General features: G+C 46.0%; 18 protein-coding genes, 1 pseudogene and 1 riboswitch. Of the genes and pseudogenes, 7 read left to right on the forward strand and 12 right to left on the reverse strand.

Going from position 1 to position 16,551, the window contains the following annotated elements; genetic code table 11:
- Window positions 1-101 precede the first annotated feature (101 nt).
- From mobC to BMX22_RS13930, 3 genes are read left to right on the forward strand one after another with little or no spacing between them, the layout of a single operon-like run.
- Window positions 102-854 (forward strand): plasmid mobilization relaxosome protein MobC, encoded by a 753-nt coding sequence (gene mobC / locus BMX22_RS16205; RefSeq protein WP_074743048.1) that lies wholly within the window; start codon window positions 102-104, stop codon window positions 852-854.
- Window positions 758-2,065, forward strand: coding sequence for a relaxase/mobilization nuclease domain-containing protein (locus BMX22_RS13925; protein WP_074743050.1), 1,308 nt, complete (start codon window positions 758-760; stop codon window positions 2,063-2,065). The genes mobC and BMX22_RS13925 overlap by 97 nt, the downstream gene beginning before the upstream one ends.
- Before the next feature lie 14 nt (window positions 2,066-2,079).
- A complete protein-coding gene (locus tag BMX22_RS13930; protein ID WP_074743052.1) occupies window positions 2,080-2,673 on the forward strand; it encodes a recombinase family protein in 594 nt (197 codons plus the stop codon).
- Window positions 2,674-2,676: 3 nt separating this feature from the next.
- On the opposite strand, the gene BMX22_RS13935 is transcribed toward BMX22_RS13930, so the two are convergent.
- The 3 genes from BMX22_RS13935 to BMX22_RS16210 all read right to left on the reverse strand — a co-directional run bounded on the left by BMX22_RS13935 (window position 2,677) and on the right by BMX22_RS16210 (window position 8,010).
- Window positions 2,677-3,876 (reverse strand): cation:proton antiporter, encoded by a 1,200-nt coding sequence (locus BMX22_RS13935; protein ID WP_074743054.1) that lies wholly within the window; start codon window positions 3,874-3,876, stop codon window positions 2,677-2,679.
- Between the two features lie 43 nt (window positions 3,877-3,919).
- Window positions 3,920-3,993, reverse strand: a riboswitch (Fluoride riboswitch).
- Window positions 3,994-4,275: 282 nt separating this feature from the next.
- Window positions 4,276-7,332: a type I restriction endonuclease subunit R gene (locus BMX22_RS13940; protein ID WP_074743056.1), complete on the reverse strand. Its 3,057-nt coding sequence runs from the start codon at window positions 7,330-7,332 to the stop codon at window positions 4,276-4,278.
- A 12-nt stretch (window positions 7,333-7,344) separates the two neighbouring features.
- Window positions 7,345-8,010 carry a hypothetical protein gene (locus BMX22_RS16210; RefSeq protein WP_074743058.1) on the reverse strand — a complete coding sequence of 222 codons (666 nt, stop codon included), beginning with the start codon at window positions 8,008-8,010 and terminating at the stop codon, window positions 7,345-7,347.
- Here BMX22_RS16210 and BMX22_RS13950 point away from each other — a divergent pair.
- Window positions 7,998-8,669 (forward strand): restriction endonuclease subunit S, encoded by a 672-nt coding sequence (locus BMX22_RS13950; RefSeq protein ID WP_207645886.1) that lies wholly within the window; start codon window positions 7,998-8,000, stop codon window positions 8,667-8,669. The genes BMX22_RS16210 and BMX22_RS13950 overlap by 13 nt on opposite strands.
- On the opposite strand, the gene BMX22_RS13955 is transcribed toward BMX22_RS13950, so the two are convergent.
- From BMX22_RS13955 to BMX22_RS13965, 3 genes are read right to left on the reverse strand one after another with little or no spacing between them, the layout of a single operon-like run.
- Window positions 8,666-9,217 (reverse strand): restriction endonuclease subunit S, encoded by a 552-nt coding sequence (locus tag BMX22_RS13955; protein WP_074743062.1) that lies wholly within the window; start codon window positions 9,215-9,217, stop codon window positions 8,666-8,668. The genes BMX22_RS13950 and BMX22_RS13955 overlap by 4 nt on opposite strands.
- Window positions 9,218-9,228: 11 nt before the next feature.
- On the reverse strand, window positions 9,229-10,215 hold the full coding sequence (xerA, locus tag BMX22_RS13960; RefSeq protein ID WP_074743064.1) for a site-specific tyrosine recombinase/integron integrase: 987 nt from the start codon (window positions 10,213-10,215) through the stop codon (window positions 9,229-9,231).
- A gap of 47 nt (window positions 10,216-10,262) precedes the next feature.
- The gene (locus BMX22_RS13965) at window positions 10,263-10,760 is read right to left on the reverse strand and encodes a hypothetical protein (protein ID WP_074743066.1); all 498 of its coding nucleotides are present in this window, start codon (window positions 10,758-10,760) and stop codon (window positions 10,263-10,265) included.
- 93 nt (window positions 10,761-10,853) lie between these two features.
- On the opposite strand from BMX22_RS13965, the gene BMX22_RS13970 reads away from it, so the two are divergent.
- Window positions 10,854-11,444, forward strand: coding sequence for a restriction endonuclease subunit S (locus BMX22_RS13970; RefSeq protein ID WP_318259770.1), 591 nt, complete (start codon window positions 10,854-10,856; stop codon window positions 11,442-11,444).
- Here the strand turns inward: BMX22_RS13970 and BMX22_RS13975 are convergent.
- From BMX22_RS13975 to BMX22_RS13985, 3 genes are all read right to left on the reverse strand, one after another.
- Window positions 11,441-11,998: a restriction endonuclease subunit S gene (locus BMX22_RS13975; RefSeq protein ID WP_318259766.1), complete on the reverse strand. Its 558-nt coding sequence runs from the start codon at window positions 11,996-11,998 to the stop codon at window positions 11,441-11,443. The two genes, BMX22_RS13970 and BMX22_RS13975, sit on opposite strands and share 4 nt — an antisense overlap.
- Window positions 11,988-13,496 carry a type I restriction-modification system subunit M gene (locus tag BMX22_RS13980; RefSeq protein WP_074743069.1) on the reverse strand — a complete coding sequence of 503 codons (1,509 nt, stop codon included), beginning with the start codon at window positions 13,494-13,496 and terminating at the stop codon, window positions 11,988-11,990. Before BMX22_RS13980 ends, BMX22_RS13975 begins: the two co-directional genes overlap by 11 nt.
- Before the next feature lie 157 nt (window positions 13,497-13,653).
- Window positions 13,654-13,959, reverse strand: coding sequence for a helix-turn-helix domain-containing protein (locus tag BMX22_RS13985; RefSeq protein ID WP_143055541.1), 306 nt, complete (start codon window positions 13,957-13,959; stop codon window positions 13,654-13,656).
- 155 nt (window positions 13,960-14,114) lie between these two features.
- Here BMX22_RS13985 and BMX22_RS16580 point away from each other — a divergent pair, with 155 nt between their 5' ends.
- Window positions 14,115-14,588 carry a hypothetical protein gene (locus BMX22_RS16580; RefSeq protein WP_318259767.1) on the forward strand — a complete coding sequence of 158 codons (474 nt, stop codon included), beginning with the start codon at window positions 14,115-14,117 and terminating at the stop codon, window positions 14,586-14,588.
- A gap of 86 nt (window positions 14,589-14,674) precedes the next feature.
- Here the strand turns inward: BMX22_RS16580 and BMX22_RS13995 are convergent, their stop codons facing one another.
- Entirely contained in the window at window positions 14,675-14,905 is a 231-nt protein-coding gene (locus BMX22_RS13995) for a DUF6809 family protein (protein WP_074743071.1), read from the reverse strand.
- A gap of 104 nt (window positions 14,906-15,009) precedes the next feature.
- Between BMX22_RS13995 and BMX22_RS16955 the strand changes: the two genes are divergently transcribed.
- Window positions 15,010-15,618: a hypothetical protein gene (locus tag BMX22_RS16955; RefSeq protein ID WP_318259771.1), complete on the forward strand. Its 609-nt coding sequence runs from the start codon at window positions 15,010-15,012 to the stop codon at window positions 15,616-15,618.
- Here BMX22_RS16955 and BMX22_RS16960 read toward each other — a convergent pair.
- Both BMX22_RS16960 and BMX22_RS14005 read right to left on the reverse strand, forming a co-directional pair.
- Window positions 15,553-15,708, reverse strand: a pseudogene (locus BMX22_RS16960) (cysteine-rich KTR domain-containing protein); the annotation flags it as partial. The gene BMX22_RS16955 and the pseudogene BMX22_RS16960 overlap by 66 nt on opposite strands.
- Window positions 15,709-15,753: 45 nt before the next feature.
- Entirely contained in the window at window positions 15,754-16,539 is a 786-nt protein-coding gene (locus BMX22_RS14005) for an ABC transporter permease subunit (protein WP_002587446.1), read from the reverse strand.
- Window positions 16,540-16,551: the final 12 nt, after the last annotated feature.

Here is a 16,551-nt window from a genome sequence, read left to right on the forward strand (position 1 = left end):
ATACGGCTTGTCAGGGGAAATTTCCCCTAAGACCCCTGAGAGCGATTGCAGGAGCAATCGAAGAACGGCGGCAGAACCGCCGAGAAAGCGAGGACAACACAATGTCAATATTCAAAAAGCCCGAAAAAGGTTTCCTTGCAAAGCTGTTCAAGCATAAGCAAGTCGAGGAGCTTGCGGAAGAACTTGCCCACACCTATGCGGACGAAATGCAGGCGGATATGCTGTCCGATAATCCCGAAACAGATACCGCCGAGGACACCGCTGCCGAGCCTGTTCCAATGTTGGAAGTCACGGAATCGGGCGAGGTAGATTTCACTGAACCTCCCGACACCACCGAGGGCGAATCTCCACCGCAGGACATCGAGCCGAGCGAAGTCCGAAAGCACCTTATCACATTCCGAGTGAACGACATGGAGCTTGAAGCGATCAACCGCAGATATGCTGAAACATCGTTCAGAAGCAGGGGCGATTTTTGCAGATATTCTGCTCTCACCGTGATGAATGTTGAGGAAGATACCGAGGACATCAAACAGATAGCGAGGTACATTTCGTCTATCTCCAATTCATTCAATCAGGTAGCCCACCGTGTCAACAAAGGCGGCAAACTTTACGATGAAGATATTGCCGATATGAAAGAGAGGTTAGAAGAAGTTTGGCAATTACTCGTGTCCATACGATCCACACGGGAACATACGGTGCAATTGCTTATATCTGCAACCCAGACAAAACCGCAGACGGCAAATATGTTGTTAGCAACTTGTGCGTATCTTCTCCATGTGGAGCATCAGAACAGTTCAAAAATATCCGAGAGTGTGTCGGTACAGGGCGAAGCCGAAGCGAGTGCCAGCACATAATACAATCGTTTGCTCCGGGGGAAGTCACTCCCGAACGGGCTTTGCTTATCGGGCAGGAGCTTTGCAAAGCTCTTTTCAATGACGAGTATCAGTATGTGCTTGCCGTTCATGTAGACCACTCCCATGTGCATAATCACATCATCGTGAACAATGTAAATTTCTACACGGGCAAGACCTTTGAAACCGAGCATAATCAGGGCAAAATTCCAGACAGAGCGTGGAGCAAACTCCGCACGATTTCGGACGAACTTTGCAGAAAACACGGACTGTCTATCATCGAAAATCCGCATCTTTCAAAGGGCAAGAGCCATTGGGAGTGGGAGCTTGACAAGCAGAATTTGTCGTGGAAAGAACAGCTTAAACGAGCCATTGACGAGGTTATCAAGGTCAGCGAGGATTTTGAGGATTTCCTTGCAAAGTGTGCTGATTTCGGCATATTGGTTGACTACAATCCCGACCACAAAATAGACCTGAAATTTATGCTTGCGGAGCAAAAGGAACGCAATCCGAGGGCAAAATTCACAAGAGCCAAAACGCTGGGCTACTTCTACGAGAGCCAGCAGATTAGAAAGCGTATCGAGAGTTACAAGTACCAAATGTCGCACAGACCAACTGCAAGAATTATCCGCACAACAGCAGAGAAATTTCAGCAGTCACAGGGCTTGACCAACTGGGCAGACCGTGAGAATATGAAGGCGGCGAGCAAGGCACTTAATGAGATGAACGCAAGCAATTCTACGCTTGAAGAATTGGAGAGTGCAGCTCACAGGGCGTTAGCTGAATTTATGGTCATGTCAACACCGCAGTTTGAATTGAGCGACCGTATCCACAAATTGGAGAAGCAAATTCCGGCTATCGAGGAATATCGCAAGTATAAGGTCTATTACAAGAACTATTCTTCTTTGGAGGGAAAGGCTAAAAAGAAATATGGGGAGAACTGCCGTTACGAACTCGACCAGTATCATGAGTGTCATAAAAAGCTGAAAGAACTGTTTCCGAATGGCGTTATTCCCAAAATCAAGGACTTGCAAGACGAACTGAAAAAAGCCCGTGAAGATTATGCCAAGATGAGTGCGGAGCGTAAAGCCCTAAAGAAAGAAGCGGACAGGCTTTCAAGGCTTGCACAGCAGAAGCGTGACAGTCAGAGAACACTTGCCCGATATATGCAGAACGAACAAGCTGCCAAGAGAAAGAAAAGTCAGCTTGAATAAAGAAAGGAATTTTTATGAGTAGAATAGGTTATATCCGTGTTTCCACGGAACATCAGGAGACAGCAAGACAGCAGGAGATCATGGACAGCTATCAGGTTGACCGCATCTTCTCCGAGAAGATTTCGGGAGCGAACGCAGACCGCCCTCAGCTTAAAGCTATGCTGGACTATGTGCGTGAGGGTGACACCCTCTACATCGAGAGTATCAGCCGTTTAGGACGCTCCACAAAGGACTTACTGAACATCATCGACACCCTGACCGACAAGGGCGTTACGCTTATCAGCCACAAGGAGAAGATCGACACCGACACGCCTACGGGCAAATTCATGTTGACCGTGTTTGCTGCACTCTCACAGTTGGAGCGCGAACAGCTCAAACAGCGTCAGCGTGAGGGCATCGAGATCGCTAAAGCTCAGGGCAAGTATACGGGGCGGAAGCCTATTGAGATCGACTGGACGAGGTTCGGTCAGCTTTATGGGGAATGGAAGTCAAAGAGCATCACAGGGCGTGACTTTATGCGGAGAATGGGATTGTCGGCTAACACCTTTTACCGCCGAGTGAGGGAGTATGAAGCCACTCACGGCATTGCCGAGCTGACCTCTGCTTGATCATTATTTTTGAGTATCAAGCAACCGCATATAACTCCTGTCAATTCCAATTGCCCCAAGCGGAGCTGTTATCAGTATTGCAAGCACCGCCACCGACAGCACGATCTTTCCGCAGGGCAGACCAAGCGACAGCGGCACCGAGCCGATAGCCGCCTGCACCGTCGCTTTCGGAAGATAGGCTATCACGCAGAAGATTCGCTCCCTTGCGTTCAGCTCCGTACCAAGCAGACACAGGCACACGCCCACAGCCCTGAAAACAAGGGCAACGAATATCATCAGCACCGCCATTCCGCCTGCCGACAAGGTATAACGCACATCTACCGCCGCACCCACAAGCACGAACAGCATGACCTCGGCGGCAATCCACAGCTTGCCGAACTTTTCGGACAGCCGAGCAGAAACGCTACCCTCGGTTTTCCGCTTGACAACGCAAGCCATAGCCACAACAGCAAGCAGTCCCGATAATGCAATATAGGGTTTTACAAGCGTTTCAATGCTCATCAGTAGGAACGCTGTGCCAAGCAGGATAATGACCTTCGTGCTGTTCCTGATCTTGTGTCTGTGCTGATAAGACTTCTCAAACAGCAGATACACATCTGATCCCACTACTGCGCCGAGCAGAACACCAAGCACAATGGATATGGGGATATTCAGGAAGTCCGTGACCTTTGCCGAGCCGCCCTGTGCCATAGTTACAAATGTGGAGAACAGCACGATCACAAAAATATCATCGCAGGACGCTCCTGCAAGTATCATCTGGGGTATGCTTTTTTTCGTACCCCATTTATCCTCAATCAGCTTCACCATTCGTGGTACGACCACCGCAGGAGAAACCGCACTCAGCACTGCCCCCATGACGGCGGCTTCGATACGGTTCACATCAAGCAACAGCGGAGCGAACAACACATAACCGACGATCTCACAGCAGGCAGGCACAAATGACATCAACACCGCAGGTCTGCCGACTTTTTTCAGGTCAGACAAATTCAGCGAAAGTCCTGCCTTTATCAATATGATGATAAGTGCTATCTGCCGAAGCTCCGAGGAGATACCGAGTATTTTCGGATCGAGCAGATCAAGCACATAGGGGCTTACAAGAATTCCAATAGCGAGCATACCGATGATGCGTGGCAAGCCTATCCGTTCAAAGATAGCAGCGGCAGAAAGCCCGACAAGAAAAATGATCGCAAGTGATAACAGCATAGAAATTCCTCCAATAAAAATAAAAAAGCCGACAACTATTGCGTAAAACGCAGAAGTCATCAGCTTATGTTAAGCGGTTTCGGTTTCCCGTGGGAGAACATCATTCCCATATGAAATTTTCTGTTATTATTATATCACCGCAAAAGAGAATTGTCAATAGTGGTTTTCAAATTCTCAGACGAACGGAAACGCCCCTCAGAGCCGTCTGAGCTTGCGGAGCGGAAAACTAACCGCCTGAAAAGAAAAGACCTGAGAAATGCTTGTGTAAGCAAATCTCAGGTCTTTGTCTGATATTACAGTTCCAATAGAGTATGCTGTTATTTTGGCGCACGCCATAATGCTGATTTGAACCTCAGCGGAACGGAAAGTGAGTGTGTCATTAGACTTTGGGCTATTGGCTCATACGCTCATGATATTATCCGCCCACAGCTCACACTGCTGCATAACAGTTGCCACCGCATCGTCCATACCCTCCGGCGGATAGCGATGACTTTTCAGAAGTTTCTTTATCATCATACGCATTCTGGCTCTCGCACTCTCACGCTTCTGCCAGTCGATCGTTCGATTACGGCGGAGCGTATCGGCAAGTTCTTTTGTAATAGCGATAAGTTCCTCATTCTCATAGAAGTCCTTGATTGCCTGCGGTTTTGTGAGGGCATCATAGAACGCAAGCTCATCAGCGGTCAGACCGAGATCTTCGCCTGCTTTTTGGGCTTCTCTGATCTGCTTTGCGAGGTTGAGCATTTCCTGAATGACTTCCTCATTGGTCAGCATACCGTTGAGATAGCGGTTCATAGCACTCTGCATGATCTCGCTGAACTTCTCTGATTTTACGAGGTTTGTCCGCTTATAGATATGCACCTGTTCAGCAATCAGGCGTTTCAGCAGCTCAACGGCAAGGTTCTTTTCCTTCATTTTGGAGATCTCCTCCAAGAATTTTGGATCAAACAGCGAGAAGTCCTGTTCCTTGTCTGAGAAAAGGTTGATAACACCGTCACTCTTGATACTTTGTTTCAGCAGTTCATTGATCTTAGCGTTGATTTCGGGGAGTGAGAGCTTTTTGCCGCCGCCCTGATTGAGGATACGCATCAACAGAACACGCACCGCTTCAAAGAAAGCGGCTTCTTCACGCTCATCTTCCTCAGCAATAGAGGAACACAGCGAGAGTGCCTGTTTCAGCAGCAGGGCTTCTTTCGTGTAGCTTTCTCTGTCTTTCTCCCTCTTTCTGTCCATAAGGAAGTTGACCGCACCTGTGATCGTGCGTCCTGCCGTTAGCTCATTACCGCCGAAAAATGCAGAATAATCATATTCATGGAGCAGATCTCGGCAGACTTGCAGTTTCTCCTGAAACTTCGGATATGCCACCTTTGCAATATCTGTGTTGCCGTAATTCTTCTTGTCTCGAACGGTATAATCGTTCATCGCCTGTTTCAATGCGCCTGCAATGCCGACATAATCAACGACCAGACCGCCCTCCTTGTCACGGAACACTCTGTTTACACGGGCGATAGCCTGCATCAAATTATAGCCCATCATCGGTTTGTAGACATACATTGTCGCAAGGGACGGCACATCAAAGCCTGTCAGCCACATATCGACCACGATAGCGATCTTCAGCGGACTGTCATTGTCCTTGAATTTTGTTGCAAGCTCCTCCTTGTGGCGCTTGTTTCCGATGATGCTATGCCATTCTTCGGGATCTTTGTTAGAAGCCGTCATGACCACAGCGACCTTTTCCTCCCAGCCGGGGCGAATCTCAAGAATACGCTTGTATATCTTCATAGCGATAGCACGGGAGTAGGCAACGATCATTGCCTTACCAGTCAGCAGGTTCTCACGATAGCTCTCATAATGATCGAGAATATCGTCAACAAGGGACTTAATCGTATCATCGTGACCGAGGATAGCTTCCATTTGCCCAAGTTCACGCTTGCTTTTCTCTATTACATCGGCATCGGCATTCTGTGCCATGATCTCATATTCGGTGTCGATCAGTTTCAGGGTGCTTTCATCGAGTTTCAGTTTCATGACACGGCTCTCGTAGTAAACAGGACGAGTAGCACCGTCCTCGACAGCCTGCGTCATATCGTAAATGTCGATATAGTCACCGAACACCTCACGGGTGTTTCTATCTTCTCTTGATATAGGAGTACCCGTAAAGCCGATATATGTAGCATTTGGAAGCGTATCACGGATAATTCGAGCTGTACCGATGACCTTACGGGCAACAAGTTCGCCGTCCTCATTCTTCGTCATCTTGATCTTTTCGGTAAGACCGTACTGTCCTCTGTGGGCTTCATCAGCCATAACGATGATATTTCTTCTTTCAGACAGCGGTTCGCCCGATTCCTCAAACTTCTGCATCGTAGTGAAGATAATGCCGTTAGCTTTGCGACCGTCAAGAAGCGTTTTCAGGTGTTCACGGCTCTCGGCATGAACAGGCTCCTGACGCAAAAACGCCTTGCACTTCGCAAACTGCGAATAGAGCTGATCGTCAAGATCGTTTCTGTCCGTGATAACAACGATAGTCGGGCTTTCAAGGGCGGATTGGAGCAAATGGGCATAAAACACCATTGACAGCGACTTTCCCGAACCCTGCGTATGCCAGAACACACCGCCTTTACCGTCGGTGACAGTAGCCTTTTTCGTGGATTCGATAGCCTTGCGAACGGCGAAATACTGATGATAGCCAGCAAGTATCTTGTAACTCTGCAAGCCCTCATTGGAGAACAGGATAAAGTTTTTCAGGATATCCAGTAGGCGTGCTTTCTGGAAGATACCCTCGAAGAACGTGTCAAATTGAGCATACTGCGTATTTTCATAGCTGCCGTCTTTTGTCTTCCATTCCATATAGCGATCTTCGCCGGAAGTGATAGTACCAGCACGGTTCTCCGAGAGGTCACTCATAACGCAGATCGCATTATAGATGAACATAGAGGGAATGGAGTGCATATAGTTCCTGATCTGCGTATAGGCTTCGGAAGCGTCCGTTTCCTCACGGGACGGAGATTTCAGCTCCATCAGCACCACAGGCAGACCGTTGATGAACAGCAGAACATCGGGGCGCTTCTCTTCATTCTCGATGAAAGTCCACTGATTTGCCACAATAAAGGAGTTGTTGTCCGTGTTTGCGTAGTCCACAAGATAGCAAAGCGCAGATCGTTCCTCGCCTTTGTCGGTATAGCGGACTTCAATGCCGTTTTGCAGATAGTCCATGAATACAGCGTTTTTCTGCACAAGCTCGCCGTTTTCAAAGTTTTGCAGCTTAAAGAGTGCATCGCTGATCGCATCATCGGGGAGCGCGGGATTGAGCCGATAGAGCGCTGCCGTCAGCTCTTCCATATACAGCGGGATACGATAATCACGGTCGATCGCCGGACCGTAGGCGTGGGTGTAGCCCATTTCTTCAAAAAGCTGTATAATAGCGTTTTCGTATTTTTCTTCGGTGTAGGGCATAAATATCTCACCTCAAATTCTTTTATAAGCTATATCCCGTAGTCTTTGCAGAAATTCTTTGTATCTGTTGTTAAGCATTTCTGCAAAAGCTTCTAATTCGTTGATTCTGATCGGAAAATGAATGGTATTCTCATCATGGCGAGTTGCTGTCCATAGACGAGATGAAAAGTCATAGCCACCTTCGATTTTATGATAGTTCTTAAAATCGGTTATCGGATTATAGCCGATAGGAGTATCAGCAAACCGCTTTTCCTTGGTATTTGGCTCGCTAAGATTGATAGGGTGCGCGCTGAGAAGTGCGCGTATTTCTTTGAAATACTGCCTATCATCGAGTGCCTTGTATAACTCCGGACGATTCAAGAAAACAGTATCGTCAGACAAAGGCATTGGCTTCTTTTCCTTATATAATACACGATATATCTGGTCTGTTGCTTCAAGCAGTATATCAATATAAGTTATAAGCAAAATCAGGTGATTAAGATCATGATTATGTGTATTATTGAAATCAATGAAATTAAGCTGTTTTACTGCTTCACGACTCCATATAATGCCTGAATGGACTGTATTAGCCCTTGAATGGTTGTCTTTGTCGTGAATATAGTAGCTGATACGACAATCCAACAGCCTATTACAATAACATTCAGCGAATTTTTCGATATATTCTGTTGGTAAATTCATATCGTACTCCTAACATAAATGAAAATTTAGAACAGCAGGCGCAGGCTCTGTTCAAGGCTTGGTTTGTTAATTTTGAGCCGTTTGGCGGAATAATGCCCGATGATTGGAGAATAGGAACCGCATCGGAAATCATTGAACTCCATGATTCTAAACGAGTTCCTTTATCTGGCGCAGAGCGCGATAAAATGGATAAAATCTATCCTTATTATGGAGCAACCTCAAGAATGGACTATGTAGATAATTACCTGTTTGATGGTATTTACCTACTGCTCGGTGAAGACGGAACCGTTATAGACGCAAACGGTTTTCCCATACTCCAATACGTCTATGGAAAGTTTTGGGTAAATAATCACGCCCATATAATCACTGGCAAGCTCGGATATACGGTGGAGAGCCTTTATCTGCTTTTTAGCCTAACAAACATCAAACATATTGTAACGGGAGCAGTACAGCAAAAGGTTAGTCAAGCAAACTTAAAAAAAGTGCCTGTCATAATTCCAAATGCTCATTCTTTGGAACGATTCAATACGATAATACAACCTATTTTTGCTACTATTCGCAATTATCGTGATGAAAACGAACGCCTTGCCGCTCTCCGTGACACGCTGCTGCCGAAGCTGATGAACGGCGAGATTGACATATCAGCGGTGCGGATTTAGGCTGCTTGTAAGCGTAAATTTTCATTTATCGCAATATTCAGCTTAATTTTTTCGTCTATTCTTGAAAGTATCGACACAGCTTTTTCCATATAGTCGCCCTCAAAAAACGGAATGGGCATAGACTCAAGCGATTTTATGTTAAGAGTGGGCTGAACAGTTGTGTTCAAATTAGTATCTATGTAAAGCTGACCGCCAGGGGAATCAATATAGTATTTTACCCACAAAGCGATTGTTTCATCGGGAATATCAACTAATGCAGTTGCTCTAACCAAATTACAGCCTGCAAACGACATAGGAACAATAGCAGTTCTTCCGACAGTACCGACAACACTGACGATTAGTTCGCCGCCGTTTAGTTTTGTACGAGAATACTTTGCCGCATTTTCGGCTTTTGTTGTATCCAGGCTGTCAATAGATTTCAGCCCTGCAAGAATATTAAAAACCTTTATGACAGGAACACCATTGGGAACACTGTCACCAGGCTGTACTATTCCGTAGCCTATCTTTCTATTTACAAGCGAGGAAAGCGCTTTATATGTTATTTCCATTATAAACCGTCCTATCCAATATATTTCCTATGCGCCAGTTTCACATTGCTTTGCTTCACCATCGCATATTGTAGTGTAGTATCAATTCTTTGATGACCGAGCAACCTTTGAAGCTGTTCGATCGGCATACCTTTGTCGATAGCCATAGTCGCAAGCGTTCGTCTGAATTTGTGAGGGTGTACCTTGTTGATACCGAGTTTTCGCCCCATTTCCCGCAATCGCAGCTCTATCGCACCTATCGTCAACCGCTTATGGGGAGATCGGAGCGACACGAACAAGGCAGGATCGCTGTCAGTCCGTGAAGCAAGGTAGCTTTGCAAATGGAGCTTTGTACGGGCATCGAAGTACACCATACGCTCCTTATCGCCCTTGCCAACCACCACGCACTCACGCTCGTTGAAATCAATGTCGCTGCGGTTTAGCAAGACCATTTCACCGACACGCATACCCGTAGAAGCGAGCATATCAATCATCGCTAAATCCCGCAATTCTACGCAGTTATCACGCATCAACTCCAAGTTTTCGTCCGTGTAGGTTTCCTTGATCGTCTTGCTTGTCTTGACCTTGTGAATGCGCCGAACGGGACTTTTGATGATATAGTCCTCGTCCTCCAGCCAAGAGAAGAAGCTCGATAGGATACGGCGGATATTATCCATAGTGACCTTACTGGACTTCTTCTCTGCCTGATAGTCGGTCAGATACGCCCTCAGATCGTCCGTTGTGATATGCTTGATACCCTTGCTGATTCTGTCAAGAGCTGCCGTGATCGTCTTGCGGTAATAGTTCAGGGTCTTCTCCGAACACCCCTCTATCCGCTTTGCAGAGAGGAATTCCTCTAATATCTCCGTATTGTCGGGTGCTTTGTCAGCATCAGCCACAGCCGTGACCGACACACCCTTGAAAGCCTGCACAAGAACCTCGTGCAAGGCTTGAAGTTGTGCGTTATCGAGCTTTTTCAGCATAGCCTGCTCGATAGTGGTGATAAGCGTAGTTTTCATTGTTGGTACTCCTTTCAAAGTACCAACATCGCTACAATCCATTTTATTTATTGTATTTCTATATGATATCTTGAAAAGTCGGATTTGTGTTTGTTGTAGTATTTTTCGGCAACATCGCATATTATATTACAAAAACGTGTTGTGTTGAGATATACATAACTCGTTGTTTTGGACTTGCCGTTCGATGTGACTGTTTCCACAGCAGAACAAGTTTCACCATCTTTAGTTAACTTAAATTCATTGAAGTTAATGGCGTTTATTTCTATATTTCCAGAATGTAAAACAGCACACCTTAATTTATAGCAGTTTTCCGCTGTAAAGTCGGGCAATTTAGGTAGTGTTGTAACAACATTCGGAGATTGCGGTCCGTTATATTCAGTACAGCAATACTTATTATACCAATCTTTATACCTTTTTCCAACTTTGCTTTCATTCGGAAATTCAACTTGTCCACAAATATCAGGTATAGTCAACGCAAGTGCTAAAGCAGCAAGATAATTGTCGTTAGCAAGGGATTTCCTAATTGACTTAATTTTGTCTATCATATTGTTTCTCCTAACATAAATGAAAATTTAGAGCAGCAGGCACAGGCGTATTTCGTAGACCTGTTTATCACCAATGCTGATCCGAATTGGAGAATAGGCACTATTTCCGATTTGGGCAATGTAGTCGGTGGAGGTACTCCGTCAAAAAAGGTTGAGGAATACTATACAAGCGACGGAATAGCGTGGATTACCCCTAAAGACTTATCTAATGACAAATACAAATTTGTTGCTCACGGCGAAACAGATATTACAGAATTAGGGCTTGCCAAAAGCAGTGCTACTCTTATGCCGAAAGGCACTGTACTGTTCAGTTCTCGTGCGCCTATCGGGTATATTGCTATTGCAGACGGTCAAGTATGCACAAATCAGGGCTTCAAGTCTATTGTTCCATTGGATAATGTAGGTACTGCTTTTGTTTATTATTTTCTAAAAGAAAACCTTTCTGCAATTGAAAATGTTGCTTCGGGTTCTACATTTAAGGAAGTATCAGGCAGTACCATGAAGAGTTTTACGGCAATCATTCCTGATAACGATACATTAGCTGAATTTCAGCGGTTTTGCAGTCCTCTATTTGAACAGCAGCGAGCTTTAGAGTACGAAAATCGTTATCTTGCGTCTATTCGAGATACGCTCCTGCCGAAGCTGATGAACGGCGAGATCGACGTGTCGGCGGTCAAGATTTAGGCGGCTTGCAGGCGTAAATTTTCATTTATCGCAGTATTCAACTCTATCTTATCGTCAATTGCAGACAACACTGCACCTATCCTGCGCTGTTCGTCTATATCAACAGGCACACATACTTTGATTGACTTCATAGTATTGCCTGATACTTCCTTGAATGTAGTACCGCTTCCCATATTTTCGATGTTATCCCTATTGTATTTCAGCAGATAATAAAGAAACATAAAGTCCGTATCAGTATTTGGGATAACACTCTTAAAGCCCTGATTGGTACACATCTCCTTAGCTGCGATAGCAACATATCCTATCGGAGCGCGAGAAGAAAACAATACCGTGTTAGGTGGTAAGAGCCTTGTAGAACAGCTATTTAAGCCAATTTCCGTAATATTTCTTTCGCCATGAAAAATAAATCTTCCGCTGAAAGTAGATAAATCTTTTGGAGTAATCCAAGATATATCGCCGTTTTCATAATTCTCAGGTTTTTTTGTAGAGGGAGTAGCACCGCCGACAACTTCACCTAAGTCAGCTATGGTGCATTCTTTCCAATCAGACATCATACCCAATCGCCCCCAGCTTCTCCCTGATCTCGTTTTCAAGCTCATGGGACTTCTTGAACATATCCGAAAGCTCCGAAGTCAGGCGCTTCATTTTCTCGTCGAACGGCTCGCCGTCATCTTCCTGCTCCTCAATTCCGACATAGCGGCCGGGGGTGAGAATGTAGTCCTGTGCAGCGATAGTCTGAATGTCAGCCACCGCACAGAATCCCTTGACTTCCTCTAATGTGCCGTCCTGAAATGCCTTGAACGTGTCAGCGAGTTTCTGAATGTCCTCGTCCGTAAAGTCACGGTGCTTGCGGTCAACCATATAGCCCATTTTACGGGCATCAATGAACAGCGTTTTGCCTTTCTGCTTCTTGCCCTTTGTGATGAACCACAGCGTTACGGGGATAGTGACGGAGTAGAAAAGCTGTGTCGGCATCGCAACGATACCCTCGACCAAGTCAGCTTCAATGATATTCTTACGAATATCGCCCTCACCGCTGGACTGCGTAGACAGCGCACCATTCGCAAGCACCAGACCGATCTTGCCGTTTGGTGCAAGGTGGTGTATCATGTGCTGAATCCACGCATAGTTGGCGTTTCCGGCAGGCGGTACACCGTATTTCCAGCGAATATCATCTTTCAGCTTATCCTGTCCCCAGTTGGAGAGGTTGAACGGCGGATTTGCCATGATAAAGTCGGCTTTCAGCGTCTTGTGCAGATCGTTGAAAAATGTATCTGACTGATAATCACCCAAATTAGCTCCTATACCATGAATCGCCATGTTGATCTTAGCCATTTTCCATGTGTCAGCGTTTGACTCCTGTCCATAAACAGAAATGCTGTCTCTTTTTCCACTATGAGCTTCTACAAAATCTGCTGACTGTACGAACATACCGCCACTACCACAACAAGGGTCATACACACGACAATTCTCAAATGGCTGTAGTATCGCAACGATTGTTTTTACAATGCTTTCAGGTGTGTAGAATTCGCCTCCCTTAACGCCCTCATACGCAGCGAATTGTTTAATGCAGTACTGATATGTTGTGCCGAGCAGATCTTTATGCTTATCGGTTGTTTGTGTCATATCCATATTGGTGAACAGATCGACCACATCACCGAGAACACGCTTGTCAAGATCGGGACTTGCGTAGTTCTTCGGCAGAACGTTCTTCAAAGTCTTGTTCTCGTCCTCGATAGCTCTCATAGCATCGTCAATGACAGAGCCGATCTCAGGAGTATGAGCCGCAGCGGACACCACCGACCACCGAGCCTTTTCAGGCACGAAGAAGATATTGTCCATAAGGTAGGCATCAGGCTCGTCCTCGAAGCCGTCACCCTCAGCCACAAGCTCATTATAACGCTTCTCAAAAGCACTCGATATGTAACGCAGGAAGATAAGTCCTACGATAACTTTTCTATATTCGGCAGCCGGAATATGCCCCCACAACACGCAGGCAGCGTCCCAGATCTGCTTTTCAAAGCCAATATTGGCGGTATTCTTTTCAGCCATAGTATTTACACCTCTTAAACCTACGCTTACAGCGAGGTATTATCCATTATATTATAGCACAATCTGCACAAATAGTCAATCATTCGACAATGAAAAATCTATATATTTCACTGGGGATTTTACGGGCAAAACGAAAAGGCGGCTCCGTAGAACCGCCTTACTTCATTTCTTTTGCAATCGCTATCAGCATTTCAAGCTGTTTCGGGGACAGGGACTTGAATGTTGCAACAGCTTCATTCAATGTGCCGGGGCTTGTAACATCTTCCTCAAAGAAGTCCTTTGGCTCAACACCGAGGAACTCGCAGATATAGAGGAACATCTGCATTGAGGGCAGAGCCTTCTTGTTTTCGATATTGTTGATATAGCTTTGACTTTGACCTAAGCTCAGGCTCATATCCCGTGCGGATATATTCTTCTCCGTCCTCAGCTTTGCTATCCGGTCCGATATGAAGTCTGCATCAATCATTCGTATCACCACCTACATATAATTATAATATACGCAAGTTGAAATCTACCTATACATTGTTTCAATTTGTATTGACTTAACAACAATATTTAGGTATAATTGATAGAGATACCGTTTTGAAATCGACACGGGACAATGTGAGGTGCATAGCGATGATGAACATTTACACAGTTTGCTTTTTCGGGCATAGATACATAGAGCGCAGAACGGAGATCAGTGACCGCCTTGACAAGCTCCTGCATGACCTGATAACGCAGAAGGAGTATGTTGACTTCCTGATCGGACGGGACGGAGAATTTGACTTGCTTGCTTCTGCTGCCATTAAGCGAGCTATCCGCAGTTACAGTTACGGCAATACCCATTTTACACTTGTCCTCCCGTACATGAAAGCGGAGTACCGTGACAACGAAAAGGAGTACCTTGACTATTACGATGAAGTCGAGGTGTGTGCTGAATCGTCTGAAGCTCACCCAAAGTCTGCTATCCAAGTCCGCAACCGCAGTATGATCGACCGATCAGACCTTGTGGTATGCTGTATACAGCATAAAAGCGGAGGAGCATACCGCACGATACAATACGCTGAGAAACAGGGCAAGAAGATAGTGAACCTTGCAGACGAAAACTGAATAGGCTTCTGAAAAGAAAAAATCAGGGCTATGCCTTCCGTACACGGTCACGGAGGACATAGCCCTTTCCTTATGCTGTGATTGTATCAGTCCTGAATCTCCTGCATCATAGTCGCACCGTCCTTGAAGCCGACCTTGTAGGCAGCTCTCATCTCAGCGGCGGCGGTATCGCTCACACAGTCGAGGAGCTTGTGAAACACATCAATCTGTTCCTCACTCAGCGAATCTTCAAAGGGGATACAGAGCTTGTTGAACTCGTCAGAGAACTCAGCGGAGTGGATTTCGCCCTGGCGGTAGTTGTAAAGTGCATCGATCATAGTATTCTCGTCCTTTCAATCTCTCCAACACACGGAGAGTAGCCATTTACCTGTCTTTTTCGATCTATCGGTAAGATCGCTTAGAACGAGTCCATAAGTAGTCAGTGACAGGCTTCAAGGAGCGCACCCGTATCGCTAACTATACAGGTCTGCCCGAATTGATGAGTATGTTCAAGCAGGTGGCTGACATTAGGACGGCGGATACGCTGAAACTCGATGTTCCCGACTGTGATTATCAGGTAGTTCAGGTCGAAGCTACTCCTTTTCAGCAGGAACTTGTTCAGGAACTTGCCGACAGAGCTGATGCTATCAATGCAGGAAACGTTGATCCTACGATCGACAATATGCTCAAGATTACGTCGGACGGAAGAAAGCTCGGTCTTGATCCGAGACTGATTGATCCGTCCTTTGAGGACAACCCCGATACAAAGCTGAACAGGTGCGTTGAGAACGTTGCCCGTATTCACGCTGAAACGGCTGAGGACAGGCTCACACAGATAATCTTCTGTGATTTGGGCGTTCCGCACAAGGCCGCAGAAGCAGCGGTCGAAGGCGAAGATGCAGACGATGCGAAGGATAAGAAGTCTATCGCTGAGGTCGAGTCTCTTGAAGAAGAATGCGATTTTTGCGTGTATGACGATATTCGTGATAACTGTGGTATTGAATTGTTTTACGCTGATTATTATTTCCCGTTTGCACTTCGGACAGTATAGCGGAAAATTTTCAAGTACTGTATTATCACAGATTTTAATTCTCTTTTTGTTGTTGCAGTTGGGGCATAATAGCCATTCGTTTTTTTTCATTCTTTGTTTTTCATCAGATAATAGAATATCTATGGACAATTACATTTACAACTCACGCAGTTTCCACCGCCTTGTAGAAACCATTACACACGCGCCCACAATGAGTACTGTTAAGACGATGTAGGAAAGATAGACGCCATTTAGTGCTACTTCATACACATCATAGTACCGCAGAGGGGTCAGATAATCCAAGAAACGATTCCCTGTGTACTCGGCAGTAAAGGCCAACACATAGGCGGCCAATACGAAAACCGTACCGGCGCGTACCGCGGCCTTATAAGATTTGAAAAGGCTGGCAAACAGCAGACCCAAGGCAAAAAAGAGAAGCTGGGTAAAGAACATTCCCATCGTTGTGGAAAGCACCGCTCCCGGCTGATCCAGACCGCCCAAAGGAAGAACGATCGTGAAATAATTGCACACGCCGCTGAACAGGGCGAACACCAGCAGGTTCACTGCTGAAACGATCACCTTCGCCAGAACAATGGTTTTCCGCTCCACAGGCTTTGTGAACAGGTATTCGGATGTTCCAAATTTCTTTTCCCTCGCCACACAGGACAGGCCCAGAGAGATTGCATAGGCAAAGGCCAACAGCCCCTCCCAAAAATAGATACACGCGTACCAACCAAGGGCAGTCGTGAGATCCCCTTTCACACCGAACATGATCATGATCAAGCGAGGAAATTGGCCGACTGTCCGGGCCATCTCATCCAGACTGTCCTTCAAGGATAAAAGTTCAAAATAGCAGAATCCGCACAGCAGTAACATGATCCCCAGCCAGATCAGCAGGGTCTTTCTGGTTTGGCGGAATTCGTTTTTCACCAATGTTTTCATCTTTGCACCCCC

Origin of the sequence: Ruminococcus sp. YRD2003 (genome assembly GCA_900109435.1) — a bacterium.
GTDB lineage: Bacteria > Bacillota > Clostridia > Oscillospirales > Ruminococcaceae > Ruminococcus > Ruminococcus flavefaciens_G.

Excerpts from the sequence above, each read along its gene's own strand:
- mobC (WP_074743048.1), top strand. The coding sequence starts at position 102 with ATGTCAATATTCAAAAAGCCCGAAAAAGGTTTCCTTGCAAAGCTGTTC.
- BMX22_RS13930 (WP_074743052.1), top strand. The coding sequence starts at position 2,080 with ATGAGTAGAATAGGTTATATCCGTGTTTCCACGGAACATCAGGAGACA.
- BMX22_RS13935 (WP_074743054.1), bottom strand. The coding sequence starts at position 3,876 with ATGCTGTTATCACTTGCGATCATTTTTCTTGTCGGGCTTTCTGCCGCT.
- BMX22_RS13940 (WP_074743056.1), bottom strand. The coding sequence starts at position 7,332 with ATGCCCTACACCGAAGAAAAATACGAAAACGCTATTATACAGCTTTTT.
- BMX22_RS16210 (WP_074743058.1), bottom strand. The coding sequence starts at position 8,010 with ATGAATTTACCAACAGAATATATCGAAAAATTCGCTGAATGTTATTGT.
- BMX22_RS13955 (WP_074743062.1), bottom strand. The coding sequence starts at position 9,217 with ATGGAAATAACATATAAAGCGCTTTCCTCGCTTGTAAATAGAAAGATA.
- xerA (WP_074743064.1), bottom strand. The coding sequence starts at position 10,215 with ATGAAAACTACGCTTATCACCACTATCGAGCAGGCTATGCTGAAAAAG.
- BMX22_RS13965 (WP_074743066.1), bottom strand. The coding sequence starts at position 10,760 with ATGATAGACAAAATTAAGTCAATTAGGAAATCCCTTGCTAACGACAAT.
- BMX22_RS13975 (WP_318259766.1), bottom strand. The coding sequence starts at position 11,998 with ATGATGTCTGATTGGAAAGAATGCACCATAGCTGACTTAGGTGAAGTT.
- BMX22_RS13980 (WP_074743069.1), bottom strand. The coding sequence starts at position 13,496 with ATGGCTGAAAAGAATACCGCCAATATTGGCTTTGAAAAGCAGATCTGG.
- BMX22_RS16580 (WP_318259767.1), top strand. The coding sequence starts at position 14,115 with ATGATGAACATTTACACAGTTTGCTTTTTCGGGCATAGATACATAGAG.
- BMX22_RS13995 (WP_074743071.1), bottom strand. The coding sequence starts at position 14,905 with ATGATCGATGCACTTTACAACTACCGCCAGGGCGAAATCCACTCCGCT.
- BMX22_RS14005 (WP_002587446.1), bottom strand. The coding sequence starts at position 16,539 with ATGAAAACATTGGTGAAAAACGAATTCCGCCAAACCAGAAAGACCCTG.